This is a genomic window from Stieleria mannarensis, from assembly GCF_014154935.1.
GTDB classification, from domain to species: Bacteria; Planctomycetota; Planctomycetia; order Pirellulales; family Pirellulaceae; genus Stieleria; species Stieleria mannarensis.
Map to the genome: position 1 here is coordinate 1 of NZ_JACEHH010000084.1, position 24,803 is coordinate 24,803.

Consider the following 24,803-nt stretch of genomic DNA (forward strand, 5'->3'; position numbering starts at 1 on the left):
GTTGAGGACAACGGTTCTACATTTGCCGCGGGCACTAGGCTTGGGATTGCAGCATTTGTGCCTTGGCCATCGCGTCTTCGGCTTTGGCGATGTATTGCTGGTCCTGGGTGCCCGCCCACGCCCGCTGGTACGTCACGCTCATGGCGGTGAAGTTGAACGGGTCATTGGGTTCCAGCTCACACGCTTTCTCACCGTGCTGGATCGCTTCGGCGTGTTGCCCCGTCTTGGTGTAGACGCGGGCGAGCGCCAAATGCCCGAGCACAAACGAACCGTCTTGTTCAAGGATCGAGTTCAAACCCTCGATCGCTTCGCTGAACTTCTCGTCGTCGATCAGTTTTTCGACGTCGTTGTATTGGCTGTGAATATCACTCATGGTTTGAAAAAATTATGCCTGGGCCAGGTTTCGGAGAACGGTCGGCAGGATGCCGCCGTTGCGGTAATACTGCAATTCGACCGGGGTGTCGATCCGGACGATGCAGTCAAAGGTGGTGACGGTGCCGTCGTCGGCGGTCGCCGTGACGGGGATCGTGCTGCGGGGCTCCAGGTCGTCCGAAAGGTCGGGAATCGAGAACGTTTCTTCGCCGGTCAAGCCGAGCGATTGCCACGTTTTTCCGTCGGCGAATTCCAACGGCAGGACGCCCATGCCGACCAGGTTGCTGCGGTGGATCCGCTCGTAGCTGGCCGCGATCACCGCCTTGACCCCCAACAACATCGTGCCCTTGGCCGCCCAGTCGCGGCTGCTGCCGGTCCCGTACTCGGTCCCGGCCAACACGACCAACGGGGTGCCGTCTTTCTGGTACCGCATCGACGCGTCGTAAATGCTGGTCACCTCGCCGCTGGGCAGGTGCCGCGTCACGCCGCCTTCGGTTCCCGGTGCCAGTTGGTTGCGGATCCGGATGTTGGCAAACGTGCCGCGGACCATCACCAAGTCGTTACCGCGTCGCGATCCGAAACTGTTGAATTCCTTGATCGGGATCCCACTTTCTTGCAGAAACTTTCCGGCAGGTCCGTCCGAGGCGATCGCACCGGCCGGCGAGATGTGGTCGGTCGTGACCGAATCGCCCAGCAGCACCAAGCACCGAGCACCTTCGATCGGGCCGATCGCCGGCACGGCGTCGCCGGAGACATGATCCAAGAAGGGCGGATGATGGATGTAACTGCTCTCATCGCTCCACGGATAAATCGCCCCCTCGGCTGCTTCGATCGCGTTCCACAATTCGTTCCCGGCGACGGCTTCGTTGTATTGCCGCGTGAACATCTCGGGATCGATCGAGGTGTGGATGGTGTCCAGGATCTCTTCGGCCGACGGCCAGATGTCTTTCAGGTAGACGTCTTCGCCTTTGGGGTCCTTGCCCAACGGCTCGTTGACCAGATCGATGTCGGTCGTTCCGGCCAAGGCGTAGGCAACCACCAGCGGCGGGCTGGCCAGGTAGTTGGCTCGGGTCAGCGGGTTGACGCGGCCTTCGAAGTTCCGGTTGCCGCTGAGCACGGCCGAGGCGACCAGGTCACCCGATTCGATCGCGCCGGCGACCGGTGCGGGCAACGGGCCGCTGTTGCCGATACAGGTCGTGCAGCCGTAGCCGACGGTATGGAAGCCGAGTGTCTTGAGCGGTTCGGTCAGTCCGGCTTTGTCCAAGTACTCGGTGACGACGCGCGATCCCGGTGCCAAACTGGTTTTGACATGCGCGGGAACTTTCAACCCGCGCTCGGCTGCTTTCTTGGCCAACAGTCCCGCGCCGATCATCACCGACGGGTTGCTGGTGTTGGTGCACGACGTGATGGCCGCGATCACCACCGCACCGTGGCCGATCTGGCTGCTGTGCCCGTTGTCCTGGATCGTGCCCTTGCGATCCAATTCGCTCGCATCGAGCCCGAACCCGGTCTTGCCGATCGGCGCGGTCAACGCGTCGTGGAACGCCGACTTCATGTTGGCCAGCGAGATCCGGTCTTGAGGACGCTTCGGTCCCGCCAGACTCGGCTCGACCGTCCCCAAGTCCAACGACAAGGTCTTGGTGTAGTTCAGCGTCGGGCTGTCGTCGGTGTGGAACAACCCTTGTTCTTTGCAGTACCGTTCGACCAACTGAACACCGGCTTCGGAGCGACCGGTTTGACGCAGGTAAGTCAGCGTGACATCGTCGACGGGGAAGAAGCCCATCGTCGCGCCGTACTCGGGCGCCATGTTGGCGATCGTGGCTCGGTCGGCAACGCTCATCGCGTTCATCCCGCTGCCGAAGAACTCGACGAACTTGCCCACCACTCCTTCGGCACGCAACAGTTCGACGACTCGCAGCACCATGTCGGTCGCCGTCGCACCCGAGGGCAGTTTGCCGGTCAGTTCGAATCCGATGACTTCGGGCATCAACATGTACAAGGGCTGGCCCAGCATGTTGGCTTCGGCTTCGATCCCGCCGACTCCCCAGCCGAGGACGCCCAGGCCGTTGATCATCGTGGTGTGACTGTCCGTGCCGACCAGCGTGTCGGGCATGGCCACCGGGCCGTCGCCGGTATCGCGAATCGCGACGACATGAGCCAGGTATTCCAAGTTGACCTGGTGAACGATCCCGACGTTGGGCGGAACGACGCGGAAGTTGTCAAAGGCTTGCTGCCCCCAGCGCAAGAATTCATAACGCTCGCGGTTTCGTTCGAATTCGATTTCGACGTTTTGCCCCAATGCGGCTTCGCTGCCGAAAAAGTCGACTTGAACACTGTGGTCGATCACCAGGTCGACGGGGATCAACGGATTGATTTTGTTGGGGTCACCGCCGATGCGTTGCATCGCCGAACGCATCGCTGCCAAATCGACGACCGCCGGCACGCCGGTAAAGTCCTGCAGCACGACACGGTAGGGCTTGAAGGGCACTTCCTGTTTGGCCGGCGAGGCGGCGTTCCAAGCAGCCAGATTCTTCACGTCGTCTTCGCTGACCGAAAATCCGTCGCAGTTGCGCAAGACCGCTTCGAGCAATACTCGAATCGAAAAAGGCATCCGATCGATCTGTCCGAGTCCGGCGTCTTGCAACTTGCTGAGCCGGTAGATGGTGGCTGCTCCGCTGCCGGTTTCAAATTGGTCGCGGACGCTAAACGGGTCAAAACTCACTGCGGGTGTCTCTGCGTTCAAAACGGAATGGGAACTGTCAACGCGCACAGTCTATCGTTTTACCCAGAATAAATCGCCCCTGCGACAGGCCGTCCCGGCCCAAGTCGGTTGCATCGGCCGATCGGTCTCGCTTGCGGCCGCCAAGGCACCGCAGTCCGCCTCAGATCCCCGTTTCGGGGACAGCGATCGCCCAAAACGCGAGAACCCCGCCAAGATTGCTCCGCCGCCCAATCGCCTTGGCCGCTCCGCAACCGCCCATCGTCGGCGAATTCAGAAAATCAGTCCCCTTCGACAGCTGACAAACTGGGCAATTTGCGTTCGCTCTATCGGACGTGCCGATTCTCTTGATCGTTCGGATTCTGTCGCGCCGAAGAATGATTGCGATGAAGGACTGAATCCCCGATGGCTTTCCGCTGAAACGCGAGACGTTGAGACCTATGAGTTTGAACTCCCCACTGACCCGGCCAATTACACTGCCCCAACGACGCCGCTGTCGGTCGGCCAAAGCCGTCTTGCTGGGCAGCCTGTTGTCGGGCGTCTCGGCGGTTTCCGTTCTCGCCTCGCCCCAAGCAACGGCTGGCGAAACGGCATGCCGTGTATGCCCCCCCGCCAGCGGCCAAGCCCGGTGTGATTGTGGTTCCTGTGACGGATCGGGAAGGCTGGCGAAAAATCCGATCTACACGACACTCGATACGGTTGCCGGCGGAATCGAAAAACTGCTGGGGCTGGAGCAATGTGGTAACTCCGCCTGCACCACGACGTCTTGTGACGGCGGATGTGATTCTGCCCCCTGGATGATGGGTCTGGGTGCCCGCACTCCATCGGGCCCGCATGGGGCGATCGTCCCACAGCCGATCCCCGCGCCGCCGACCGCCAAACCGATGGCCCGACCTCCAGCAACTCTGCCTCCAGCAACAACACCGCCGCTGCCGAGCGCGCCTTCGCTGGCCCCCGCGCCGCCCAAGGCCGCGCCCGTGCAACCACCTCCAACGACGCTGCCCCCGGCTCCCACCGAACCGCTGCCGCCGCGAACCGTTCCGAGTGAAGCGTCGCCGGTCGAGTCGCCCGATCGGACGCTTCCCGAACCGGAGAACGCGGTACCGGATTCGTTTCCGATGCCTCCGGCAGAGCCCGAGCCACAACCGAAGAAAGAAGGATCGATCTTCGACGCGTTGGATGACTTGGACGATCCGTTCAAGGAAGATGCGGCGCAGTTGATGCGTCAATATGGTTCCATCCGCCCGATGCTCGAACGCGCGAGCAAAGCAATGACGCCAGAATATCTACCGGTCTACCCGACGCCCCGACGCTCGGTGCAGATCGCCGACAAACCCGAGCAAGCGGTCGGCAGCGGGCTGCGGCGGGCGAACCATGCAGTCGCTCCGCTCCGCCCGGTCAGCCACGAAGAACCGGTCCAGCTGCGACCGATGACCAGCCGACGCGTGCTGGCGCCCTACCGCCCCTCGCGGTAGTCGCCTCGTCCGCGGGGGTTGGGCTGGACAGTCGCCGTCCTCTCCGAACACGGCGACACTTCAAACGCGTCGGCTACCCGAACATCGCGCTGCAGTGGAAGATTAGCTGGACAGCGCTACTTTGCTCCAAAAACACCGTGAATCGCCGGTCGAACGTAGCTACCTTCGCCAGAAGGTGGATCCACGGGTTTTCCACGCTCTGGCGAGCGTAGCTACGCCAAAGTGGCGCTGACCGCTAGGGACCGATGTGATAGCGGTGGCACTGGGTGCAGGCGTCGCCGGCCGCCTTGGCGTTGTGACAGGCTGCACAGGATTGTCGCGGCAGTGGTTGAAAGTCGGCGCCGGCGAACACAACGTCTTGATCCCCCAGGGCAGTTTGATCTCGGACCTGGTGGCAATGGACGCAATCGGCCAGAGCGGAAACGTTCAGGTGCGCGCCGTGGGAGAACTTCGTGAACTCCCCACGCCGGCCGACCAGATCGGAAGCGTTCCAAGCCGCCGATATCGCGCTCGCCCCACTGTGACAGGAAACACAGGCGACCACAAACGGCAGCTCAAAGAACCGCTGCTTCAACGGGTCATGATCGGACAGCTGGGCAAACGTCTCGATCATGCCAACCATCACCGGGTCGGCGTGCCCGTGCCCTCGATAGCTGACGGCAAAACGTTGATCATCGCGGAACCACCCGCCCCGTCGCACCAAGTCCGACGCGTTGGTCGGCGTGGTGCGGGGCGACGGATCGGCGTCTGGAACAGCCAGTGAACCCTCAGCCAGTGGATCCCCCAACAATAAATCGCCATCGCTTATATCCCCCAGCAGATCCGATCCCAGCAGATCTTCATCGTCGGCCCCGACCAAACGTACCCTCGAGCGCGGTCGGGCAAGCGTCGCGCTCGGTAACGCCGTCGCGTCTTGCTGCGAAAACCAACTCCTCCCCGCCGATTCGATCAATTGTGGCGGCAACGAACGCAGCACTGCATCGAACGGCCCCGGCGAGATCCCCAGATTCAACAACCGCTGCCGCATCACCGACTGACCGCTTCGGCCGACTTCATCGATTAACGTTTGAAACCCCCGCGCCAAGCGACGCAGTTGATCTGCCGTTTGATCGGCGTCGCTCTCCAAGCGACTGACATCAGCCGCCGGTATCTTATGCACGGCACTGCTGACCGCCTGATCGGCACGCAGCATCAACTCCGCCAGCGGCGAGAGCACACCGTCGGGATACCCGCTCGCCGCGTCCGGCCAACCTTCCACACCGGTCAAGGCATCACGCGGCAACGTCGGCAGCGCCAGGAAATCGATTCCTTTTCCGGCCAGCACGTTCATCGATTCGTCATGACACGCCATGCAACTGTCTTCATAGCTTGCCACGCGAGCCAGTTCACCGCGCGCGGCCGAAGGTGCACCACGCTTCTGGGCGACATCGGGATGGCACGTGGTGCAGTCGAACTTCTTCGTCCCCGACTTCCACGCACGAAAGTGGGTTTGTTGATGGGTGGCGTGGTTGAACGCGATCACTCCGCCGCGACCATACGGCCACTCGGACCAATCCGGGTGCGACTCGGGAAACGCCCCGAACCGTTTGCTGTGACAGGTTTGGCACTGAGTGTTGGAGAGCGCCAGCAAGTCGGCGTCGGCGCCATGGTGTTCCCTGTGACAGGTCCCGCAAGCGACGTTGTTTTGGTCGACGGCGGTATCGGGAATGAACCGCGGTAAGAATCCGCTGTCGCCACCGTCGGAACGCTTGGACGCCAACCGAATCGTCTCGGTCATTTGATCGCGGACCGATCGCGGCAGATTATGCGCCGCGTAGGCCAGATTCGGAGCGATCGTGCGGTGATGGCAATCCATGCACAGATCCGATTGTGTGACGCCGGCATGGGCGTCGCTTGCCGAACGAAACCAGGCCCAGGGCGACACCGCGGCTTGGTGATGGCAGGCGGCACAGGCATCGCTTGATGCAACGCCGGAGAGAACTTGGGCATGCGGCGTCGACAGTTCACCGGGTTCGAGCAGCGTGGCACGCGGAACAAAACTCACTGTCAACAGCGTGACCACCGCGACGGTCGCCAAAACGATGGTGCTCCAGCGGCGACGACGCCCCATCCAAGTGCGGACACGCATGTCATCACCCGATCCGTCGGTCGCGACGGCCGGCATCCACGAATCGCCCGGGCGATCGTCTCGGGGGGGCGGTCCGATTTCCAGATTGTCACGTCGCATGGATTCGTTTCAATTCCGTTCTCAACCGATGTACTGCAACACGACCAGCATGTGGACCAGCGCCGCAGCCAACAACACCAGCGACAAAAGCGAATGAAACACGACCCAGCAACGCAGACGCAACTGTAGCGCGAATTGGTAATCCAAATCGTCACGCCGCCGGACCAGCGCCGCCAACTGGCCCGCAACGCGTCTGCCTTCGTCTTCCAGGTAGCGATCCAGTTCCTTCAAGTCGCCCAGCAGTTGGCGGCGACGATTGCCGTTGGGCGCGATCACGTAAGCAACCGACGGCCGACTGACAAAAAAAGGCGACAAGGCCTGTTGATAGAAGGTCTGTAACACCTGTTTGGCCGACGCTTCGGAAATCTGCTGACATGCCTTCTCCGCCGCCGCGGCGATCTGATGACGCACCCAATCGATTCGATCAAATCGATGTTGCCCTTCGACCGCCGTCAATCGTTTCGGCAGCGTCCGACTGGCGTAAATCCCATAGAACCCGCTCGCCGTGACCATCAAAAACACAATTGACAAAAACGACTCCAACATGCCGCCGGCGATCAGCACAGGCACATGAACGACATAGATTGCCGTTGTGAACAGACCGACGTACAGATGGATCTGAGTCCAGGTGCTGACGCTGCCCAAAGGCCAAAACGGTAAACGACGTCGCACACCGAGCAACATTAAAATCACCAGTCCGCTCAGCAACGTGAACCCGGTGAAAAATGCAGGCCTTCCCAATCGCGCGGCTTCCCACTCGGCGATCCCCCAAAAGACCGCGATCACGACCAAGGTCGCTGAGAGCGCGATCGTTCGGCGCAATTTCAAACTGGGACCTTGCGAAGGATTCAAGCGTGCCTCCCCCGTGACTCGGTTCGGTTTCGCCCCTCGCTGTCGCAAGCGGTGTTGACGTAGCCCCGCATCTGCTTATCCCCGCTTTTCCAACCAGTGAGAAAGTGGCGGCGACTCGCTCAAATCGATTCGGACCAGTGCGTCGTGTGGACAGGCGGCGACGCAGGCCGGCCCCGAGGGCAATCCGCTGCATTGATCGCATTTCGTCGCTTTACGGATCGCCCGTCCGCTCGCTTGGTCGACGAACGGTCGGCCTTTCCGGTCGACGACCTCGGCCATCGCAATGTTCTCATACGGACAGGCCGCCGCACAGACGCCGCAACCGACACAGATCGAATCGTGGATCGACACCACACCGGTGTTTTGGTCCCGCGCGATCGCTCCGGTCGGGCAACCGATCATGCACACCGGATCGCTGCAGTGCATGCAGGCTTGGACGAATTGCAGCCGATCGTGAACGGCGCCCTGACGCACGAAACGCGGGTTGCCGTCATGCACGTCCCCGCAAGCCTTCACGCAATCATCGCAGCGGGTGCAACGATGCAAATCAATCACCATCGCATCGCGGCCGTTATTCAATCGATGCTGGACGACGAATTCCAGCAAACTGGTCGATTCAAAACTGACGCCGGTTGGATGCCGGACATCCTGTGACGGATCGTGTGAAAAACTGGCCGCCGGCTCGCTTCGCTGGTCGCTGCGATGGCGGCGTCGATCCTTGCGTTTTTCGGTAAAGGAACGTTGCAAGGCCTGGGCCGATTCGGGCAATTCCGACTTGCGAATATGAGGCAAGACCTCCGTCGCAAAGACTTCGATCGGGATCGCAAGCGCATCGAGAAACCCGACGGCGTGAAGCGAGTGTTGATACAGCAGCGCGCTCATCGATTCGGGCCGCATCGCGTTGAATGCGATCTCGTCGATTCCGAACAGATGTCCCTTGCCCAGGTAGGCGACCGTCCGATGAGCGGCTCCGTGGCGCACGCACATTCGCCCGAACCCGCTCCGCACCACAATCAACTCGGTCGGCAATTGCCCCTGGTCGACGACCAGGGGTTCGGAGGCGATTTGTTCGGCCGGGTGCAACTGACGCGTTTTGCGATAGTCGGCGTTCCATTCCATCCGGCCGTAGGATCGCAACTCCGTCGCCTGGATCACCCGCTGCATGTTTTCTTCGGGCAAGTACCGTAGCAGGGGGATTTCACGCAGATGAACGGGCAACCAGTGGCGGCGGTAATGTTGTTCCAAGGTGTCGGCAAACCGTCGGTCGCGACGCAGGATACGAAGTCCCTGCCAACGGATCTCCACCAATGCCGCTTCGGTTTCGGCGATCACCGTGGCCGTGCGTGGTGAACGATACATCGCCGCGACTTCGCCGAACAACTCGCCCGGCCCCAAAGAAACACTCTCGTGCCGTCGCAGCACGCCGTCGATGTCTTGCAAAAAGATCGCCGGGTGATCGTCGACGCGGCGAATGGATTGGTGGCCGCCGCCGGCGGCGTTCAGACTGACCTGCTCGGGCGTCCGGGTTTCCGGGTGCGGCGATCGTCGCAAGAATCGCGTCAGTGCTTCGCCCCAGCCGATCGACCGGGTCGGTTGGCGGCCGAGTTGCGTTTCGGTCAATGAATCGACCAGCACGCGGACGTTGCCGGTGATCACCAGGAAGGCGCTATTTCCATAGTCCCCTTCACGCACGATCACTTCACCGGGCTCGACACGACGAAGACGACAATCATGGCGCAGGATCCCCGTCAGCGGCGTCGCCTTGGGGAACGCCGATTGGTCCATTTGGTTGAAAGGGCCCCGAGTGCGCAGCCAAGCGACATCGGCATCGGTCATCGATGCGTCCAGCGGTTCGTCCCATCGGCTGGGACGCTGCACGGGAATTGTCTCGGCGGATTCCATCGACCTTTCGATAGCCCGTGGCAAATCCCAAGGTCAAGCGCAATCAGGGACATCGCGATGGCTGGGGGGGGTGAGGCACCCTGGTAAGATCCGCTACGACGGACCTTCCGGGCGGCCGTCCGCTCAGCCGGCGGCGGCGACTTGGAAAGGAAAAGGCAGCGTTTTGTGCGACAATCATCGCGAATCATCGTTCCGATGTAGCTACCTTCGCCAGAAGGTGGTCCCAAGGGTTTTCCACGCTCTGGCGAGCGTAGCTACGTCAATGCAGTCACGTCCGATTGGTTTAGCCGACTTGGAAACCCGCAGCGTGAGCGGCGATAAACGACCGGGGCCATACGCGTTATACTGTGACGGCGTGTCCTACCGAAAGTCTTGGCGACTTCCGCTACGATACCACCAGGGGCTCGGTGATTCCTTGTTCCCGAAGACGATCGAGAGAGCGTTCCTTGAAGCCAGCGTTTGAATTCCAGCCCACGAATCCCTTTTCGACGTCGTTCGTTGCGCCCTCACAGGTGGTGTATCGGTTCTCGCACGGCAGCAACGCGACCAATCCGCACAACGTGGACCAGCAGTTGGAATCGCTGTTGGCAAAGTTGCGGACGACCCGACGCGCGCTGATCGTCGGGCCGCACGGCACCGGCAAATCGACGCTGCTGCACACGTTTCTGCCCAAGCTGCAGCGGAGTTACCCGCAAGTCGCGTTTCACCAACTCAGCAACGACCCTTCGATGGGGTTGCGCAAGCGGTTGGCGGAGCGGTTTCGGGCCGGCAAACGGGTCCGCGACGGACTGGCGGAACTGCCCCAAGACGGACTGTTGGTGGTCGACGGCTGGGAACAGATGACTCATGTTGCCAGGTTGCGTGTGGCCCGGTCGGCGGCCAATCGCAAACTGACGCTGCTGGCCACCGCCCATTACCGCATGCCGGGCTGGACCGTGTTGCACGAAACCCGTTCGAATCCCAAACTGATTCGATCCTTGGCCGACGACCTGCTGTCGGATTCACCCTACGAACTTCGCAAGATGATCGACGGTCATCTGAAAGACCGACGGTTATCAGCGACCACCAACGTCAGGGAGTTGTGGTTCGAGATGTATGATATGGTCGAAGACGCCCATGCCCATGAAGTCAAGTTTCACCGGTGACGTGAAGGTCGCTTCGTCACGCCCTGCTCGCCCACGACCTGCCGCTTTGCCCCCGCACCCACAGCTCTGATCCATGCGACTGCCTGTCATCCTCGTTCAAAATCCGCCGGCATCGGCAGCCAGTCTGGCGGAGTCCTTGGTCGGCAACCTGATCGGTCGTGCCGGCCTGGATCTGACGCTGGTCGATCGATTCGACTCGCTGGCCGTCGACTCGACCGACCGCATGACGCTGGACGGAATCACCGTGCCTTCGGCGGTGCTCGACTGGCGCTCGGAAGAGGAGATCGTTGCGGCGCTGGCGGCCATCGATTTCCACGGCACGCGTTGCCCTCATCAACTCGACCCGGACGGACAGGCCACGCCCGGCACCTCCCCCCGGCGGCTGTTCCTGTTTAATTTGACCAAGCACAAAGACGTCGAAGCGATCATCGCCGAACTGGATCGCTTGCGGGCGTCATTGAGTGTCCGAACCGTCTCGCTCGCTTCACCGGGCGGTGGCAACCCGATAACGACCAAGCAGAACACGGCCGATCGTCCCGATCAGGCTGCCGCGGCCAAACCCTCTCCACCGGCGACGCCTCCGCCTCAACCAGCTAAGCCCGCATCGACCGCGGCGCCGCGATCGGATCAACATCTGGACAACTTGATCGACCAGCTGGATCAACTGGATGTGTGAATGGGCCGCGTCACCTACGCGGGGGGACGTCGATTCTATTAGTGCAACTTTGGCCCACATCTAAATTCTCTCCCCCTGGGAGAGAGGGCGTTTGCGCAGCAAGCAAACGCCAGAGAGGGCCCGCGCTAGAAGAATCGTTTCCGCACCCGAAACACGAAAGTCTTGGCGACTTCCGCTACGTACAAATCCGTCACTTATAAAGTCGACGTCCCATCCATGTCGGCTGGCATGCACTCCATGCCTTGCCGGAATTAAAACTGAAAACTATGCGCGTCTTCTTCGGGGGCCGCTTGATAGCCCAGTGGTTCCATGCTGCTGCCGGCGCGGCCTTGGCTGAGACTGCGGACGGCACTGGAGTAACCGAACAATTCTTTCAGCGGGGCGTGGGCGGTGATCACGGTCATCGCACCACGGGTCTCGGTCGCAGCGATCAACGCGCGTCGCTGTTGCAGGTCGCCGACCAGTTCGCCCATGTAATCTTCCGGCGTGGTGACTTCGACCTTCATGATCGGTTCCAGTAACACCGGGCCGGCTTTTTCGAGTGCTTTGTCAAAGGCGTCGCCGGCGGCGATTCGAAACGCGACCTCCTCGGCCCCTTCTTCGCTGACCTCGGCGTCATAGGCTTCCAGCTTGATACCCGACAGCGGGAATCCGGCCAGCACACCACCGCCTTCGGCACGGTCACGCAACTCCTGGATCGCGGCGTGCCGCGGCTCGCCCTGCAGCAACGAATCGGCCGGCAGCCGGTCAAAGACGATCGCCGGTGCCGAGCTGTCCTCCAGCGGTGAAACCCGGACACTCAAGCGGGCGAACATTTGCGTCGCGCCCATCTGGCGGTTGCAGACGCCGACCACGTCGGCCGTTCCGCCGATCGTTTCGCGATAGTTCACCCGCGGCTTGTAGAATTTGACGTTCAATCCGAAATCGCGGGTCAGCCGGTGCTGGATCACTTCCAAGTGCAATTCGCCCATGCCGCTGATGATCGTTTGCCCCAGCTCTTCGTTGTCGACGGCGCGAAACGTCGGGTCTTGGCGACGCAGCATGTCCAGCGTCTCGTCCAGCTTTTTGCGATCGCCCGTGTTCTCCGGTTCGATCGCCATCGACAGCACGGTGTCGGCAAACGTGATGCTGGGTAATTCGATCTGGTCCTTGGAATCGCAAAGGGTATCGCCGGTGATGGCGAATCGCGGGCCGATCACGCAACAGATGTCCCCGGCGGCCAGTGATTCGGTTTGCCCATCACGTTCCTTTTTGGACGCATGGATCTGCCACAACTGGGCGACGTTTTCCTTCTTGTCGCGGTTGGGACAATAGACACGCGAGTTTTGTTTCAGTTGCCCGCTGTAGATGCGGATCCAATAGTTGTCGCCCGTCTTGGCCGGCAAAATCTTGAACACCAGCGCGCTGAACGGTTCGTTCGGGTCCGGTTTGCGCGACAGTTGCTGGTCGGTTTTCTTGGGATTAACACCTTCGACCGGCGGGCGATCCAGCGGGCTGGGCAAGTAGTGTCCGACGGCGGTCATCAGCGGCTGGACGCCGATCCCATGCAGCGCCGACCCGCACAAGACCGGCTGGATGGTTTGTTCGATACATCCTTTTCGCAGCGCCTTGCGGATCACGTCGACCGGAACCTCCTGGTCCTCCATCACCAACGCCATCGCGTCTTCGTCGATCTCGCAGACCGTTTCGATCAACTGTTCGCGCCATAGCAGGGCGTCGTCCATCAATTCGTCGGGGACGTCGGTCACGGTGACCTGCTTGCCTTCGGTCTCGGGGTCGAACTGCAAGAACCGCATCTCCACCAGATCGATCACGCCGCGGAACGGGTTGTTGACGTGCGTCGGTCCCTGGCCGACCGGCAATTCCACCGCAACCGGGCGGCCTCCCAACCGGGGACCGATGTCATTGAAGACCGAATCGAAATCGGCGCCTTCGCGATCCATTTTGTTGATGAACACGATTCGCGGAACGCTGTAGCGATCGGCTTGCCGCCAAACGGTTTCGCTCTGCGCCTCGACACCTTCGCGGGCTGAAAACACGACCACCGCCCCGTCCAGCACTCGCAAGCAGCGTTCGACTTCGGCAGTGAAGTCGACGTGGCCGGGGGTGTCCAACAAGTTGATTTGGTATTTTTCCCAGGTGTACTTCACACACGCGCTAAAGATCGTGATCCCGCGTTCCTGTTCTTCAGGGTCATCGTCGGTGTCGGTCGTGCCGTGGTCGACGCGTCCGACGCGGTGTTTCGCACCGCTGAGGTACAGCATGCGTTCGGTGACTGTCGTCTTACCGGCATCGATGTGAGCGATGATTCCAATGTTGCGCAGTAACGTGATGTCGGCAGACATGATTGATCAGGGGGCGAAAAAGAGCAGGGAGCGAATCAGCAGGGGACGTTGGGAACAAAAAACCGCGATCACGGCGTGGCTGCCGTGTCGCGGTTTGGGAGGAGCTTCGGTTGGCTTGGTTCATCGGTGGGTGATCGGAAAACCGATCACCACGCGAAGTGTGCAAACGCCTTGTTGGCGTCGGCCATTCGGTGGGTGTTTTCACGTTTGGTGTACGCGACGCCTTCCTTCTTGTAACCGGCCATGATTTCGTCGGCCAGTTTCAAGTGCATCGGGCGTCCCTTCTTGTCGCGGACGGCTTCGAGCAACCAGCGGATCGCCAAGCTTTGTTGACGGGCGCGGTTGACTTGCATCGGAACCTGGTAGCTGGCACCACCGACTCGCTTGCTGCGAACTTCGATGTAGGGCTTGATGTTTTCCACGGCCGTTTCGAAGACTTCGATCGGCTCGTCGCCTTCGGTCTCGCCACGCCGCGCGATTTCTGCCAACGCGTCGTAGAAGACTTTTTGGGCGACGGTCTTCTTTCCGTCCAGCATCAGGCAATTGATGAACTTTCCGGCCAGCAACGAATTGTGACGCGGGTCGCCCTTGAGCTGCTTCTTACTTGCGGTGATCCGTCCCATTTCAAACTTTCAAATGTCGAGTGATGTTTGTGCGTATTGATTGACGATGTTTCCAGCGGCTTTCGCGCCGGTGCTATTTCTTGGCACCGTAGCGGCTGCGCGATCGCTTGCGGCCTTCGACGCCCAACGCGTCACGGCTCCCTCGAACGACCTGGTAGCGGACACCGGGCAAGTCACGGATCCGACCACCGCGGACGAGCACGATCGAGTGCTCCTGCAGGTTGTGACCTTCGCCGGGAATGTAGACGGTGACTTCTTTGCCGTTGCTCAACTTGACCCGCGAGATCTTTCGAAGTGCCGAGTTCGGCTTCTTGGGGGTCATCGTCCGCACCTGAAGACAAACGCCCTGTTTCTGAGGGCATTTCTCCAGAACGGGAGACTTACTTTGGCGTTTTTTCAGTTTGCGTCGCTTGCGGACGAGTTGGTTGATGGTGGGCATAGAGTCGTCGTTTTGGCGTTTATCCGTTGCTTGCCGTATTTGGAAGCGTGCAAGTATCGTGCCCTACCGCTTGGTGTCAAGGGCTGATGGGCGGTAAGATTGGGCGATGCCCATTCTGACACTCGAATCGACCTGTGACGAGACCGCTGCGGCGGTGATTTCTGCCGACGGAGACGTGCTCGGCCAGTGCGTCGCGACCCAGGAAACCCTGCACGAACGCTTCGGCGGCGTCGTGCCCGAAGTCGCCGCCCGAGCCCATGTGGAGCGGATTTTACCGGTAATCGACACCGCGCTGACCGACGCCGGCGTGCGGGGGGCGGACCTGGACGCGATCGCGGTGGCCGACCGGCCCGGATTGGCCGGATCGCTGCTGGTCGGCGTGGTCGCCGCAAAAACACTGGCCGTGGCCTGGAAAAAACCGCTGGTGGCGATCAATCACTTGCACGCCCACCTGTACGCCTGCCAAATGGCCAGCGACGTCCCGGTTTACCCCTGTATCGGATTGGTCGTCAGCGGCGGGCACACCAGTTTGTACCACTGCACTAGCCCGCTGGACCTGGAATATCTGGGCGGCACGATCGACGACGCGGCCGGAGAAGCGTTTGACAAGGTCGGCGCGATGCTGAATCTAGGCTTTCCCGGCGGCCCGGAGGTCTCGCGGCTCGCGGCTCAGGGGGATCCGAAAGCCCACACCTATCCCCGTTCGATGCTGAAAGAACCCGGCTATCGCTTCAGTTTCAGCGGACTGAAAACCGCGGTCCGCTACAGCATCGCCCCGCCGGGCGTGAAGGATTTTTCCGACATCGAGCTCTCCGACCAGGCCAAAGCCGATATCTGTGCGTCATTTCAAGCCGCCGTGGTAGACGTGCTGGTCGCCAAATCCGTCCGCGCGGTCAACGAACACCGCTGCGGGCACCTGATCGTCGGTGGCGGGGTCGCGGCCAATCCGGCCCTCCGTGCCGCCCTCCAATCCGCCGCCGAAAAACACCGGTTCGACCTGGTCATCGCCCCGATGAACCTGTGCACCGACAACGCCGTCATGGGCGCGATCGCGCTGGAAAAAATCCGTCGCGGCGAATTCGCGTCACTCGACCTGGACATCACCGCCGGCCTGCAACGCGGGTTTTGAAACGTGGGGTTAGCTTCCAGCTTGTCAGAGTCCCCATCATTCGATTTGGCCAATTTTCCTACCTTCAAAATCTTCCTACCTCTCCACCAAGCCACCGAGCGCTGCCAATTCGGCGGGGACCAGGAAAGGATGGCAGAATGATTCGGGGCAGAATGATGGGGGGCGCGTCGCGACGCCATTCATTTCACGCAGCGATAAACAAACGCCGGCGGCAGATTGCGCCAGACGGTCTGGCTGCGTCCGACCTCGCTGAAACTGGACGTCAGTCGCTTGGAAAACCGCCGTCCGGCAGGCAGCACGACGCCCTGCCAGTAAGCGAACGTCGCGAATCGGCCGCCCTCACACATCCGACCGATCATCGCGTCCATGATTTCCGCTTGCAGCGACTCGGGAAACGACGCCCAGGGCAATCCGCAAATCACCGCATCGATTTCCCCCATCCCCTGGGCATCGCAAATCGCCCCCAGATTCGTCGCACTGTCTTCGATCACCGTCGCGGCGGGGCATCGAGCCCGGGTCAATGCGGCCATCTCGCCACTGCGTTCGATGGCAAAGAATTTCGCGTCGGGATGCAGCCGCTCGAGGATCGCTTCGGTAAACACGCCGGTTCCCGGGCCGAATTCCACAACGCTGCGAATCGATGGCCAGTCGAACCAATCCACCATTGCCGAAACCAACCCGGGGCTGCTGGGCGCGATCGCCCCGACCTTGGTCGGATCTTTGGCGAATTCCTTCAAAAACGTGATTGATTCTCGCAAGCGATCACTACCTCCATCGAGTTGGTACGGAGCAGGATCATCCCGCATCGGCCAGACAACGTAAACCCGCCCCCATCATCTTGCCTTCCCCCCTATCAAGCACGGGCCGCTCGCTCTCGGGCCTGTTGATTGAATCAGCCGCACGGCGCTAGCCGCGATTCTCGCCGCCACAAAACCGGGGTTAACGCCCATCGGCCAATCGCTAACTTGTTCATTTTAATTAAATCAACAGGCCCTCACGCTTCCCGCTCGCAATCCCCCCCATTGTTTTGCCCCCATTATTCTGCCCCGAATCATTCTGCCGCCCCGCCCCGATCTGCCCCCGCCCCTACACATTTGCGGTTGAGCGGTCATTGCCAGCCCGTCAAGCTACAATCCGACCGGCCACCTTTCCCTTCGCCAACCGCCTCCGTTTTCTTGCCAACGCATTCCCAATCGTCTCGCCCGCCCGTCGTCCGTCCACTCCCGTCGGGGCTGGATGCAGCCGATCTATTCCAGGCCCTGTCCGGATTGCCGGGACGCGTCTGGTTGGACTCGGCGACGGGGCAGGCGGCACCGGTGTCACCGGTCGACGATGTTGTCCGCCAGCTGTCTCGTTACTCGTTTTTGACGGCGGCCCCGATCAAACGACTGGTCGCGTACGCAGGCGAGCCGAATCCGTGGGATGAACTTTCCCGTCTGGTCACCGCGTTGCCGCGCGACGTGGACGCTTCATTACCGCCGTTTCAAGGCGGACTGGTCGGCGTGGTCGGCTATGAAGCGGCGCGTTGGCTGGAACCGGTCGAACTGGCTGGCTGTCATCAGCACCAGTTGGACGACCTGCCGACGCCCGCGATTTCGTTCGGCGTCTACGACTGGGTCATCGCCATCGATCACTTCGAAAACCGCGGCTGGTTGATTTGCCAGGGTTTTGCGGCCGAGGATTTTAATTCCGGCGAAGCGGACCACTGCTCCGCAGCCACGCGAATCCAAAGGGCCAATCAACGCGCCGACCAGATCAGTGATCTCATCTCCGCGGTCCAACCCAAACCCCTGGAACAACGGCAGCAAAGGCGACGGTTTGATCCACCGGACCGCGGCCGCAACGACCTGCACAGTAATTTCACCGGCAAAGAATTCCGCGCGGCGGTGGCAGAAATTGTCAATCGCATTCGCAACGGCGATTCCTTCCAAGTCAACTTGGCGCAGCGGTTGACGACCGCCTCGACGCTCGATCCGGCCGCGTTGTACCTCCGGCTCCGCGACGCCAACCCGGCTCCGTTTGCGGGATTCTACGACGGCGGCGATTTCCAGGTGCTCAGTTCCTCGCCGGAAGGGTTCCTGCAACTTCGCGACCGGCATGTGGAAACGCGTCCGATCAAGGGGACTGTGCCCCGCACCGGTGATGAAGCCGCCGATGCGAAGCTGGCCGACGAGCTGCTCCGCAGCGAAAAGGACCGCGCGGAAAATGTGATGATCGTCGACCTGATGCGCAACGATCTCTCGCGGGTCTGCCGGGACGAGAGTGTGGTGGTCAGCCGGCTGTGCGAGGTCGAGCGGTACCAGTTCGTGCAACACTTGGTTTCGGTGGTCGAAGGTGACTTGGTCGACGGTGTGGACGCGGTCGACGTGTTGCGGGCCTGCTTTCCGGGCGGCAGCGTAACGGGGGCACCCAAAATCGAAGCGATGAAGACGATTGCCCAGTTGGAGCGGAATCCGCGTGGTCCGTATTGCGGGTCGATGGGCTACTTCGGCTGCGGCGGCGGGGCCGATTTCAACATCCTGATCCGCACGATCACCGCGACCGGCGGGCGGCTGCAAATCCCGGTGGGCGGCGGCATCACAGCCCGCAGCCAGCCGGCGGCCGAAGAAGCCGAGACGTGGGCCAAAGCGACCGGAATGCTCCGCGCGTTGCCCTCCCCGCCGCCACCAAGCCCGACAAAAATCGCGTCTTCGGCCACTCATTCGGCGAACCCAAAAATCTCCGAAACGGTCTGACTTGTGCGATCGAAACCGGCGCGATATCTTAACGAAAGTGGCGACGACAACCGTCATCGCACACGATGCCCTTGTAGCTCAGTTGGTAGAGCAACGGACTCTTAATCCGTGGGTCGTAGGTTCGAGCCCTACCGGGGGTACTGCGGAGCAGGCCACTTCGCAATTCCACAGGCCGGGTCCATGTGACCCGGCTTTTTTTGTGCACGCAACGCAACGCACTTCGCGGCATCGAGCGATCGTCGGATGCTACGGTCGGTCCGACACCGACTCAGGGAGACCTCGTTCGATGATGGTGGCACCGGAAGACGCGATCGGGCGAATGCACGTGAGGGAATCGGAGCCACAACCTGTCTCAGGGAAGCGGTTATGACGACAGAAAATCACATCCCGCCGCTGATTCGCAAACTCACAATCAAAGGCTTCAAGTCGATTGCCCTGCTGGATGGGTTTGAACTGAAATCGCTTAACGTTGTGATCGGAGCAAACGGAGCCGGGAAGAGTAATCTTGTCGGCTTTCTTCGAATGCTGTCGGAAATGAGCAACCGACGGCTCCAAGGATTCGTCGTTAAGCATGGCCCCGTCGACGGATTTTTCTTCGGGGGCCCCTCGGAAACCAAAACGATCGAAGGAGTGATCGAATCGGCCAACTTGCGTTACCGGTTTCGTCTCGAAACGACGAGCGACGAAAAGCTGGTCGTTCGCTCTGAATACGTTGCCCCGATCTCCTCGATTGTGACCAAAAAGATCTCGGAGTGGTCATTCGAATCTGCAATCGGCGAACCGATCAATTGGCCTGAGGGCGTCAAATCATGTTTGCCAGACGCGTCATTGAGAGATGCGATGGCGTTGACGGGGATCCGCGTCTATCACTTCCATGACACGAGCCACACCGCCGGAATGCGCCGCAAGTCTGGAGTTGCGCAAAACGAGCAACTGGAGTACGACGCTCGCAATCTTGCAGCTTTTCTACATTTTCTGAGAGCGGATCATCCGCAAGTGTTTGAACTGATCCTGTCAACGGTCCGGCGAATCGCTCCGTATCTTGATACCATTCAGTTCAATTATTTACTTCAGGCGGGAGGTGATGCTGAAGGTCAGATCCAGTTGATTTGGAAGCAGCATGGAAGTTCGTATCGCTTTACCGCGGGGCACTTGTCCGACGGCACGATCCGTTTTCTTTGTCTGGTCACAGCGCTCTTGCAACCGAATCCGCCGTCGGTGATCGTTCTCGACGAGCCAGAGTTGGGGCTGCATCCAGAAGCGATTTCGTTGCTGGGGGGCCTGATTCGGTCAGCATCCAAACGAATGCAGGTCATCGTCGCAACGCAGTCACCCGCGATGCTGTCGCAGTTTGATGCCGAAGATGTGATCACCATCGATCATGAACAGGGCTGTTCAAGATTCCGTCGACTCGACGTTGCCCAGCTTGATCAATGGCTGCAGGATTACACGCTGGGGGAGGCATGGCAAAAGGGGCTGATCAACGCAGAGATCCAATCCCCGCCCGCTTCCGTCGCCGAACCGAGTGAGAGCTGACGCATGATTGAGGTGCTGGTTGTCTGTGAGGGGCAAACCGAACGTGAATTTTGCAAGACGGTCATTGCTTCCCATTTGGCCACACGCGGAATCCATTTTGCGGGAACACTGGCGGGCAAGGCTGGCAAAAAGCGGCCCGGAATCGGTACCTGGCAACTTTACCGAAAAGAGATACGCCGTCACGCGGCAAGACAGGAGAGGCATGTCGGCATGTTGGTCGATTATTATGGAATGCCGCAATCGTGGCCCGGTCGGATGAACGCACCCAATCAGGCAATCGACAATCGTGGGCAGTACGTTGAACAATCGCTTCGTGAGGATCTGTCGGAACTTGCTGGAAGATTTCATCCCTGCGTAGCATTGCATGAATTCGAGTCCTTGTTATTCGTCGATCACGAAGCAACGGCGCTATCGTTGTCGATTGCAGAGGGCTGTTTCGACGAGGAAACCGTCAGAGCACGCGGTGCTGAGCTGGCGAGGATCAAGGATGGCGTGCAGGACCATGTCGAACGCATCAACGACTCGTATCACACGAAACCGTCCAAGCGAATTGACGAACTATTCTCGGCCTATGACAAAGCATTTGGAGGGATCGAAGCGGCGCGGGCAGCAGGCCTTTCGTCACTACACGCTGGTTGTCCTTGGCTGGATCGGTGGCTGAGAACATTGGAATCGCTGGGCAAAAATGCTCGTGATGGTAACGCCCCGGCCACCGAGAAACCGAACACCCCGTAAACGTTCTTGTCTTCTCCTCCACCGACACCGGCGACGCGCTCACGTTAAGTCAATTCGCCAGCCGTTGCCGTCTCATTCAAATCGCCCCGCCGGCCGAGTGGCATCAGCGCGCTCTGACGCCAGCTATCACATTTGTCGGCACCGAATCGCAACGTGATCGCAAAAAACTTAGCACGCGCTGCAGCATCGCAGTCGCACTGCACACGCTAACTAGTTGGATGGCACCAAACAACGCTTACAAATCGGTTCGCGCTTACGTGTCTGAGTTCTTCGCGTGGATGGCGGACAAGACGCAGAAGCTGTCTACGACCATCGCCGACATGCTGAACCGTATTCCAGGCGTTGAGACGGCCCCTCTCGCGTTCACGGGTGTGTTCGCTGAAGAGATGGCCAAGCAAGCCGAAGTGGCCCGTAAGGCCGCAGACGAGGCTTGGCGAAAACCTCTCCCGTCTTCTGGCATCACAGCGTTCTTCGATAACGTCGACAAGCGGGTTGCGGCATCGCGGGTGGCGTTCGAAGAAGCAGCCAAGCAGAAGGCGAAACTCGCTGAAGCAACCGAGGGCGCGAAGGCAACGTTCGGCGACACATTCGCCGGGATCGGTGGATTCATCGCAAAGGCAGCCACCGGCTTGCGTGACACGGTCACGGATAGAGTCTCAAAGTTCGCCAGTGAATCAGGCCCCATTGAGATTGGCTTACCCCCGAGCGCATCGAAGGGCAGTCGGGAGGAGTTCCAGGCTATCGCACAGGCGCAGAACGCCGAAACGCAACAAATCAACCGACGTCATGGGGAGCAGATTGGCGTTCTGGGGTCGATTCGGGACAACATCGCCAAGATCATTCCCACCATGGGAGGTGCCCCGCAAACACCGCAAGCAAACAGCGGTCTATCCGGGATCATCGCGACGATGACCGGCAGTGATTCGACGTTGACGACAAGGCTTCAAGAGGCGCAACGATCAGCGGACGAAACGAAACGCACCGTGACGGAAGGCCGGTCGGACATCCGGCGGGTAGCCGAGTCGCAAGCGATGATGGTGAAACAGATCGGCAAGGCACAGGGTGATCAGTTGCCGCTGCTGAAGGCGATCCGAGTGGCCATTGAAAAGACAAACGAAGTGATCGAGCGCGGAAACGAAGCCATCGGTCGGGTCGAATCGGCTGTGAGTGGAATCGACACAGGGGGTGCGGTGTAGTGGCATTCGCATTCGATGTCAAAGAACTACGGACCAGCCGGTCCATGAAGTTTGCGGGGCAGCAAGATTCCCTGTCGATCAATTGGGCGCGTGACTTTCGCGTGACGGTTTCGGCGACCGGCAGCGACAAGGCGAAAGATGTAGACCCGTTCGCGGTGATGACGGCAACCGGGCTGCCAATCGTCAACCGGTCGGTCTACGCCGCCGGGAACAAACTGATCCCGTACTTGATCTGCCGGGAAAAGACCGCAAAGCAAAACCCGGCCAAGATGGACCAATGGGAGGTTCAGACCGCTTACCGTTCGATCGACAAGAACCGCGCCGAGTCGAACAACCAACCGATCGACCCGCCGGACGACATAACGGACATCGCGCCAACAGAGCAGCCGTCGTTGGGTGAAATCGAGCGAGTCCTGTACGAGGACAAAGCAAGCACCCCGAAGAAGATTCTTTTGCCATCGGGGCGCACTTTTCGGAACCGGTCATGGAGCGCATCCCGACGCTTCAGGTACGGCTGACACAGTACGAAGCATCGATCACGTACGAGCAGATGTTGGCCCGGAAGTTCAAGGTCAACAGCGGGACGTATAGGTCGAAGGATCGATACCAATGGTTGATTCAGGACGTGGAAGCAACCGAGGTAGACGTGTTGTTGTCCGGCGGTGAGACATCGGCAGCGCTGGTGACTTACACACTTTCCCACCTTCCGCTGAACGAAGGATGGAAGAAGGCGCTGGCCCTGATCGATTACAAACACCTCGTCAGCGGAAAGTTTGTCCCGCACTTGAGCGGCGACCCCAGGACCGCGAGCCAGACTTTTGTCGATGCCACCGGGGCAAAGAAGGCGGACCAGTCAGTGCCCGACTACATCGAATTTGAACCGCAGGGCGAACTCGATTTCAGCACATTTTTGCAGGCGTAGCGATGGCCGGAATCGGGTTTAACGATCTCGCAGTCGCAAAGCGGCTGAAACAAATCGCGCTCACACCGGACGCGCTGAGTGGTGACGAAGGGCTGGGCTACACCGATGCCTACTTCGTTCGGACTCCGCCCACTGGCATACCGGCGATTGTGGGGACGACGCTGGGCAAGGCGGTCTGTGACTGTTACGAGCTGTCTTACGATGACGCCACCGGGGACGCTGACCTCGTGGCAACAACCGACTCCGACGACAACGCAATCACGGTTACCGTTCACCATGCTGGTGGAACACCGATCGGTGGTGACACGCTTCTAATCGTTGCATTCATGTACGGTCTGTACATCCCGGTCGTGGAATACTGTCTGTGACTTTCCCGATAGCGCAACGAATCCGGCCCAAATGGCGGCCACGCGATTGCGATTCAGTAAATCCTTGGTAAGCGGGCGCAAATCGATGCCCGAATGATCGATTTCGTATGTTGCTCGTAGGTAGGTCCGCCGTACCATCAGCTAGAAGATTTGGATTTCTTCGTCAGCCCGAAGATCTCCGCCAAGACCTCGACCTTTCTAAATAGTTCGTCGTAAGTGATGATCTCAACCTTGCAATTCGAGCGGAACAACTCAAAGGATTCGCGTTTCTCGTCTGTTTCCAACTGCGCCTGCAAATTGCCAATGATTAGGACACACCGTGGGTCGAATGCCTTGATCTCCTTGCCCAATCCTTTACTGATCGATTGTAGATTTCCAATCAATTCGTTCCGGTATTTTGCTACCTGCACTACGGCGCCTGCCAGTTCCGTGGATGGTTTGTAGATGCCGCGATATTTCGGCCCCAATAGCCTGGAAACAGGTGTCTTGATTTCGACCAGCATCGCTTCGCTAGAAGACTCCACCGAAAAGACGTAATCGACGAGCCGAGCATTCTTGCCGTCCATCGTCATCCCTCCGACGTATGCCTTCTCCTCAATAAATACGAGCGGGGCCGCACAAACCTGCGACAAGACGTACGCGTTTTCTGCAAGCGTGATTTGCCAGAACTCTTCGTCGGCATTGCCCTGGTGCGCCTTCCAAACGTCGAGGACGTCCAGGAGTCGCCTTACAGAATGCCCCATGAAAACAACCCGCTCCAGGTGCTGTTTAAAGAGCACCATCATCCTTGCTCGTTCCGCGCATACTGCCGCCCAAGTTGCCTTCAGAATGTTTTCTTCCGATCTCTCTTGCCTCGACCATGCATAAAAATTCCCTGCGAGACAAGCCCAGAACTCGACCGTGTAGCGGTGATCAGACTTTAGCTTTTCGAAGATTTTTGCATTTTCGTCAGCGTCGTTCACGTCAAGCGGCGCTACGAGCGGAGACTGATTTACCAAGTCGTCCATCAGTGTTTCGGCTTTCTTCAATTCTTTCTCGATGTCGACATCGCTTCCTATGACTCCATCGACGAATACCGACGAGGCAAGGGAGTCGAGCCCCTCGCGGCTTGATCGCACGGTGGTTTCAAGCGGATCAAGGGACAACGTTATGAATCCCTCTGGGATTACAAACCGGTCACCCTTCCGGACATTTATTCCAATTCCGTGTTTCCCAGGCTCCGCGATCCGCAATTCCCGCCCACAAGATTCACACTTTCGTATGACATGCGGAACATCATCCCGTTCTTTTACATCCTTGCATTTCTCGCACGACGCTGATTCAGGCGGCTCCGGTTTCGACATTTCGCTGCTCGACTACGGGGAGGACTCTCATGACGGTTTCGCTTTGTACCACATTGGTTAGAAA

General features: G+C 59.8%; 21 protein-coding genes and 1 tRNA gene. 12 read left to right on the forward strand and 10 right to left on the reverse strand.

The features are described 5' to 3' along the window. Window positions 1-34: 34 nt before the first annotated feature. Both H1B37_RS31220 and acnA read right to left on the reverse strand, forming a co-directional pair. Complete coding sequence (locus H1B37_RS31220; RefSeq protein WP_182871212.1) at window positions 35-373, reverse strand: tetratricopeptide repeat protein; 339 nt, start codon at window positions 371-373, stop codon at window positions 35-37. 12 nt (window positions 374-385) lie between these two features. Then, window positions 386-3,094, reverse strand: a complete 2,709-nt coding sequence (gene acnA / locus H1B37_RS31225) for an aconitate hydratase AcnA (RefSeq protein WP_182871213.1) — start codon at window positions 3,092-3,094, stop codon at window positions 386-388. A gap of 437 nt (window positions 3,095-3,531) precedes the next feature. On the opposite strand from acnA, the gene H1B37_RS31230 reads away from it, so the two are divergent. Next, on the forward strand, window positions 3,532-4,566 hold the full coding sequence (locus H1B37_RS31230; protein ID WP_182871214.1) for a hypothetical protein: 1,035 nt from the start codon (window positions 3,532-3,534) through the stop codon (window positions 4,564-4,566). Between the two features lie 235 nt (window positions 4,567-4,801). Here H1B37_RS31230 and H1B37_RS31235 read toward each other — a convergent pair whose 3' ends face one another. The 3 genes from H1B37_RS31235 to H1B37_RS31245 all read right to left on the reverse strand — a co-directional run bounded on the left by H1B37_RS31235 (window position 4,802) and on the right by H1B37_RS31245 (window position 9,547). Next, window positions 4,802-6,793: a cytochrome c3 family protein gene (locus tag H1B37_RS31235; RefSeq protein ID WP_182871215.1), complete on the reverse strand. Its 1,992-nt coding sequence runs from the start codon at window positions 6,791-6,793 to the stop codon at window positions 4,802-4,804. A 21-nt stretch (window positions 6,794-6,814) separates the two neighbouring features. Continuing rightward, window positions 6,815-7,645, reverse strand: coding sequence for a hypothetical protein (locus H1B37_RS31240; RefSeq protein ID WP_182871216.1), 831 nt, complete (start codon window positions 7,643-7,645; stop codon window positions 6,815-6,817). A 75-nt stretch (window positions 7,646-7,720) separates the two neighbouring features. After that, window positions 7,721-9,547: a cyclic nucleotide-binding domain-containing protein gene (locus H1B37_RS31245; RefSeq protein ID WP_182871217.1), complete on the reverse strand. Its 1,827-nt coding sequence runs from the start codon at window positions 9,545-9,547 to the stop codon at window positions 7,721-7,723. A 446-nt stretch (window positions 9,548-9,993) separates the two neighbouring features. On the opposite strand from H1B37_RS31245, the gene H1B37_RS31250 reads away from it, so the two are divergent. Beyond that, window positions 9,994-10,692 (forward strand): ATP-binding protein, encoded by a 699-nt coding sequence (locus H1B37_RS31250; protein WP_182871218.1) that lies wholly within the window; start codon window positions 9,994-9,996, stop codon window positions 10,690-10,692. Between the two features lie 73 nt (window positions 10,693-10,765). After that, window positions 10,766-11,368 carry a hypothetical protein gene (locus H1B37_RS31255; protein ID WP_182871219.1) on the forward strand — a complete coding sequence of 201 codons (603 nt, stop codon included), beginning with the start codon at window positions 10,766-10,768 and terminating at the stop codon, window positions 11,366-11,368. Window positions 11,369-11,619: 251 nt separating this feature from the next. Here the strand turns inward: H1B37_RS31255 and fusA are convergent, their stop codons facing one another. The 3 genes from fusA to rpsL form a co-directional block, all read right to left on the reverse strand. Further along, the gene (fusA, locus tag H1B37_RS31260) at window positions 11,620-13,713 is read right to left on the reverse strand and encodes an elongation factor G (RefSeq protein WP_182871220.1); all 2,094 of its coding nucleotides are present in this window, start codon (window positions 13,711-13,713) and stop codon (window positions 11,620-11,622) included. A gap of 146 nt (window positions 13,714-13,859) precedes the next feature. Then, entirely contained in the window at window positions 13,860-14,336 is a 477-nt protein-coding gene (gene rpsG / locus H1B37_RS31265; protein WP_182871221.1) for a 30S ribosomal protein S7, read from the reverse strand. Window positions 14,337-14,409: 73 nt separating this feature from the next. Then, window positions 14,410-14,775 carry a 30S ribosomal protein S12 gene (rpsL, locus tag H1B37_RS31270; protein ID WP_095742113.1) on the reverse strand — a complete coding sequence of 122 codons (366 nt, stop codon included), beginning with the start codon at window positions 14,773-14,775 and terminating at the stop codon, window positions 14,410-14,412. Window positions 14,776-14,881: 106 nt separating this feature from the next. Here rpsL and tsaD point away from each other — a divergent pair, with 106 nt between their 5' ends. Beyond that, the gene (gene tsaD, locus H1B37_RS31275) at window positions 14,882-15,904 is read left to right on the forward strand and encodes a tRNA (adenosine(37)-N6)-threonylcarbamoyltransferase complex transferase subunit TsaD (protein WP_182871222.1); all 1,023 of its coding nucleotides are present in this window, start codon (window positions 14,882-14,884) and stop codon (window positions 15,902-15,904) included. 179 nt (window positions 15,905-16,083) lie between these two features. Here the strand turns inward: tsaD and H1B37_RS31280 are convergent, their stop codons facing one another. Then, window positions 16,084-16,662: a class I SAM-dependent methyltransferase gene (locus H1B37_RS31280; RefSeq protein WP_286178425.1), complete on the reverse strand. Its 579-nt coding sequence runs from the start codon at window positions 16,660-16,662 to the stop codon at window positions 16,084-16,086. 417 nt (window positions 16,663-17,079) lie between these two features. Between H1B37_RS31280 and H1B37_RS31285 the strand changes: the two genes are divergently transcribed. The 8 genes from H1B37_RS31285 (at window position 17,080) to H1B37_RS31320 (ending at window position 23,396) form a co-directional block, all read left to right on the forward strand. Beyond that, window positions 17,080-18,639: an anthranilate synthase component I family protein gene (locus H1B37_RS31285; protein WP_286178426.1), complete on the forward strand. Its 1,560-nt coding sequence runs from the start codon at window positions 17,080-17,082 to the stop codon at window positions 18,637-18,639. 67 nt (window positions 18,640-18,706) lie between these two features. Further along, a tRNA-Lys gene (locus tag H1B37_RS31290) sits at window positions 18,707-18,779 on the forward strand. Between the two features lie 226 nt (window positions 18,780-19,005). After that, entirely contained in the window at window positions 19,006-20,175 is a 1,170-nt protein-coding gene (locus tag H1B37_RS31295) for an AAA family ATPase (protein WP_182871223.1), read from the forward strand. Window positions 20,176-20,178: 3 nt separating this feature from the next. After that, window positions 20,179-20,910: a DUF4276 family protein gene (locus H1B37_RS31300; RefSeq protein ID WP_182871224.1), complete on the forward strand. Its 732-nt coding sequence runs from the start codon at window positions 20,179-20,181 to the stop codon at window positions 20,908-20,910. A 257-nt stretch (window positions 20,911-21,167) separates the two neighbouring features. Then, on the forward strand, window positions 21,168-22,106 hold the full coding sequence (locus H1B37_RS31305; protein WP_182871225.1) for a hypothetical protein: 939 nt from the start codon (window positions 21,168-21,170) through the stop codon (window positions 22,104-22,106). A gap of 44 nt (window positions 22,107-22,150) precedes the next feature. Continuing rightward, complete coding sequence (locus H1B37_RS31310; RefSeq protein WP_182871226.1) at window positions 22,151-22,624, forward strand: hypothetical protein; 474 nt, start codon at window positions 22,151-22,153, stop codon at window positions 22,622-22,624. Next, complete coding sequence (locus H1B37_RS31315; RefSeq protein WP_182871227.1) at window positions 22,591-23,028, forward strand: hypothetical protein; 438 nt, start codon at window positions 22,591-22,593, stop codon at window positions 23,026-23,028. Before H1B37_RS31310 ends, H1B37_RS31315 begins: the two co-directional genes overlap by 34 nt. Window positions 23,029-23,030: 2 nt before the next feature. Next, window positions 23,031-23,396, forward strand: coding sequence for a hypothetical protein (locus H1B37_RS31320; RefSeq protein ID WP_182871228.1), 366 nt, complete (start codon window positions 23,031-23,033; stop codon window positions 23,394-23,396). Window positions 23,397-23,533: 137 nt separating this feature from the next. On the opposite strand, the gene H1B37_RS31325 is transcribed toward H1B37_RS31320, so the two are convergent. Continuing rightward, on the reverse strand, window positions 23,534-24,541 hold the full coding sequence (locus H1B37_RS31325; protein ID WP_182871229.1) for a Shedu immune nuclease family protein: 1,008 nt from the start codon (window positions 24,539-24,541) through the stop codon (window positions 23,534-23,536). Window positions 24,542-24,803 lie beyond the last annotated feature (262 nt).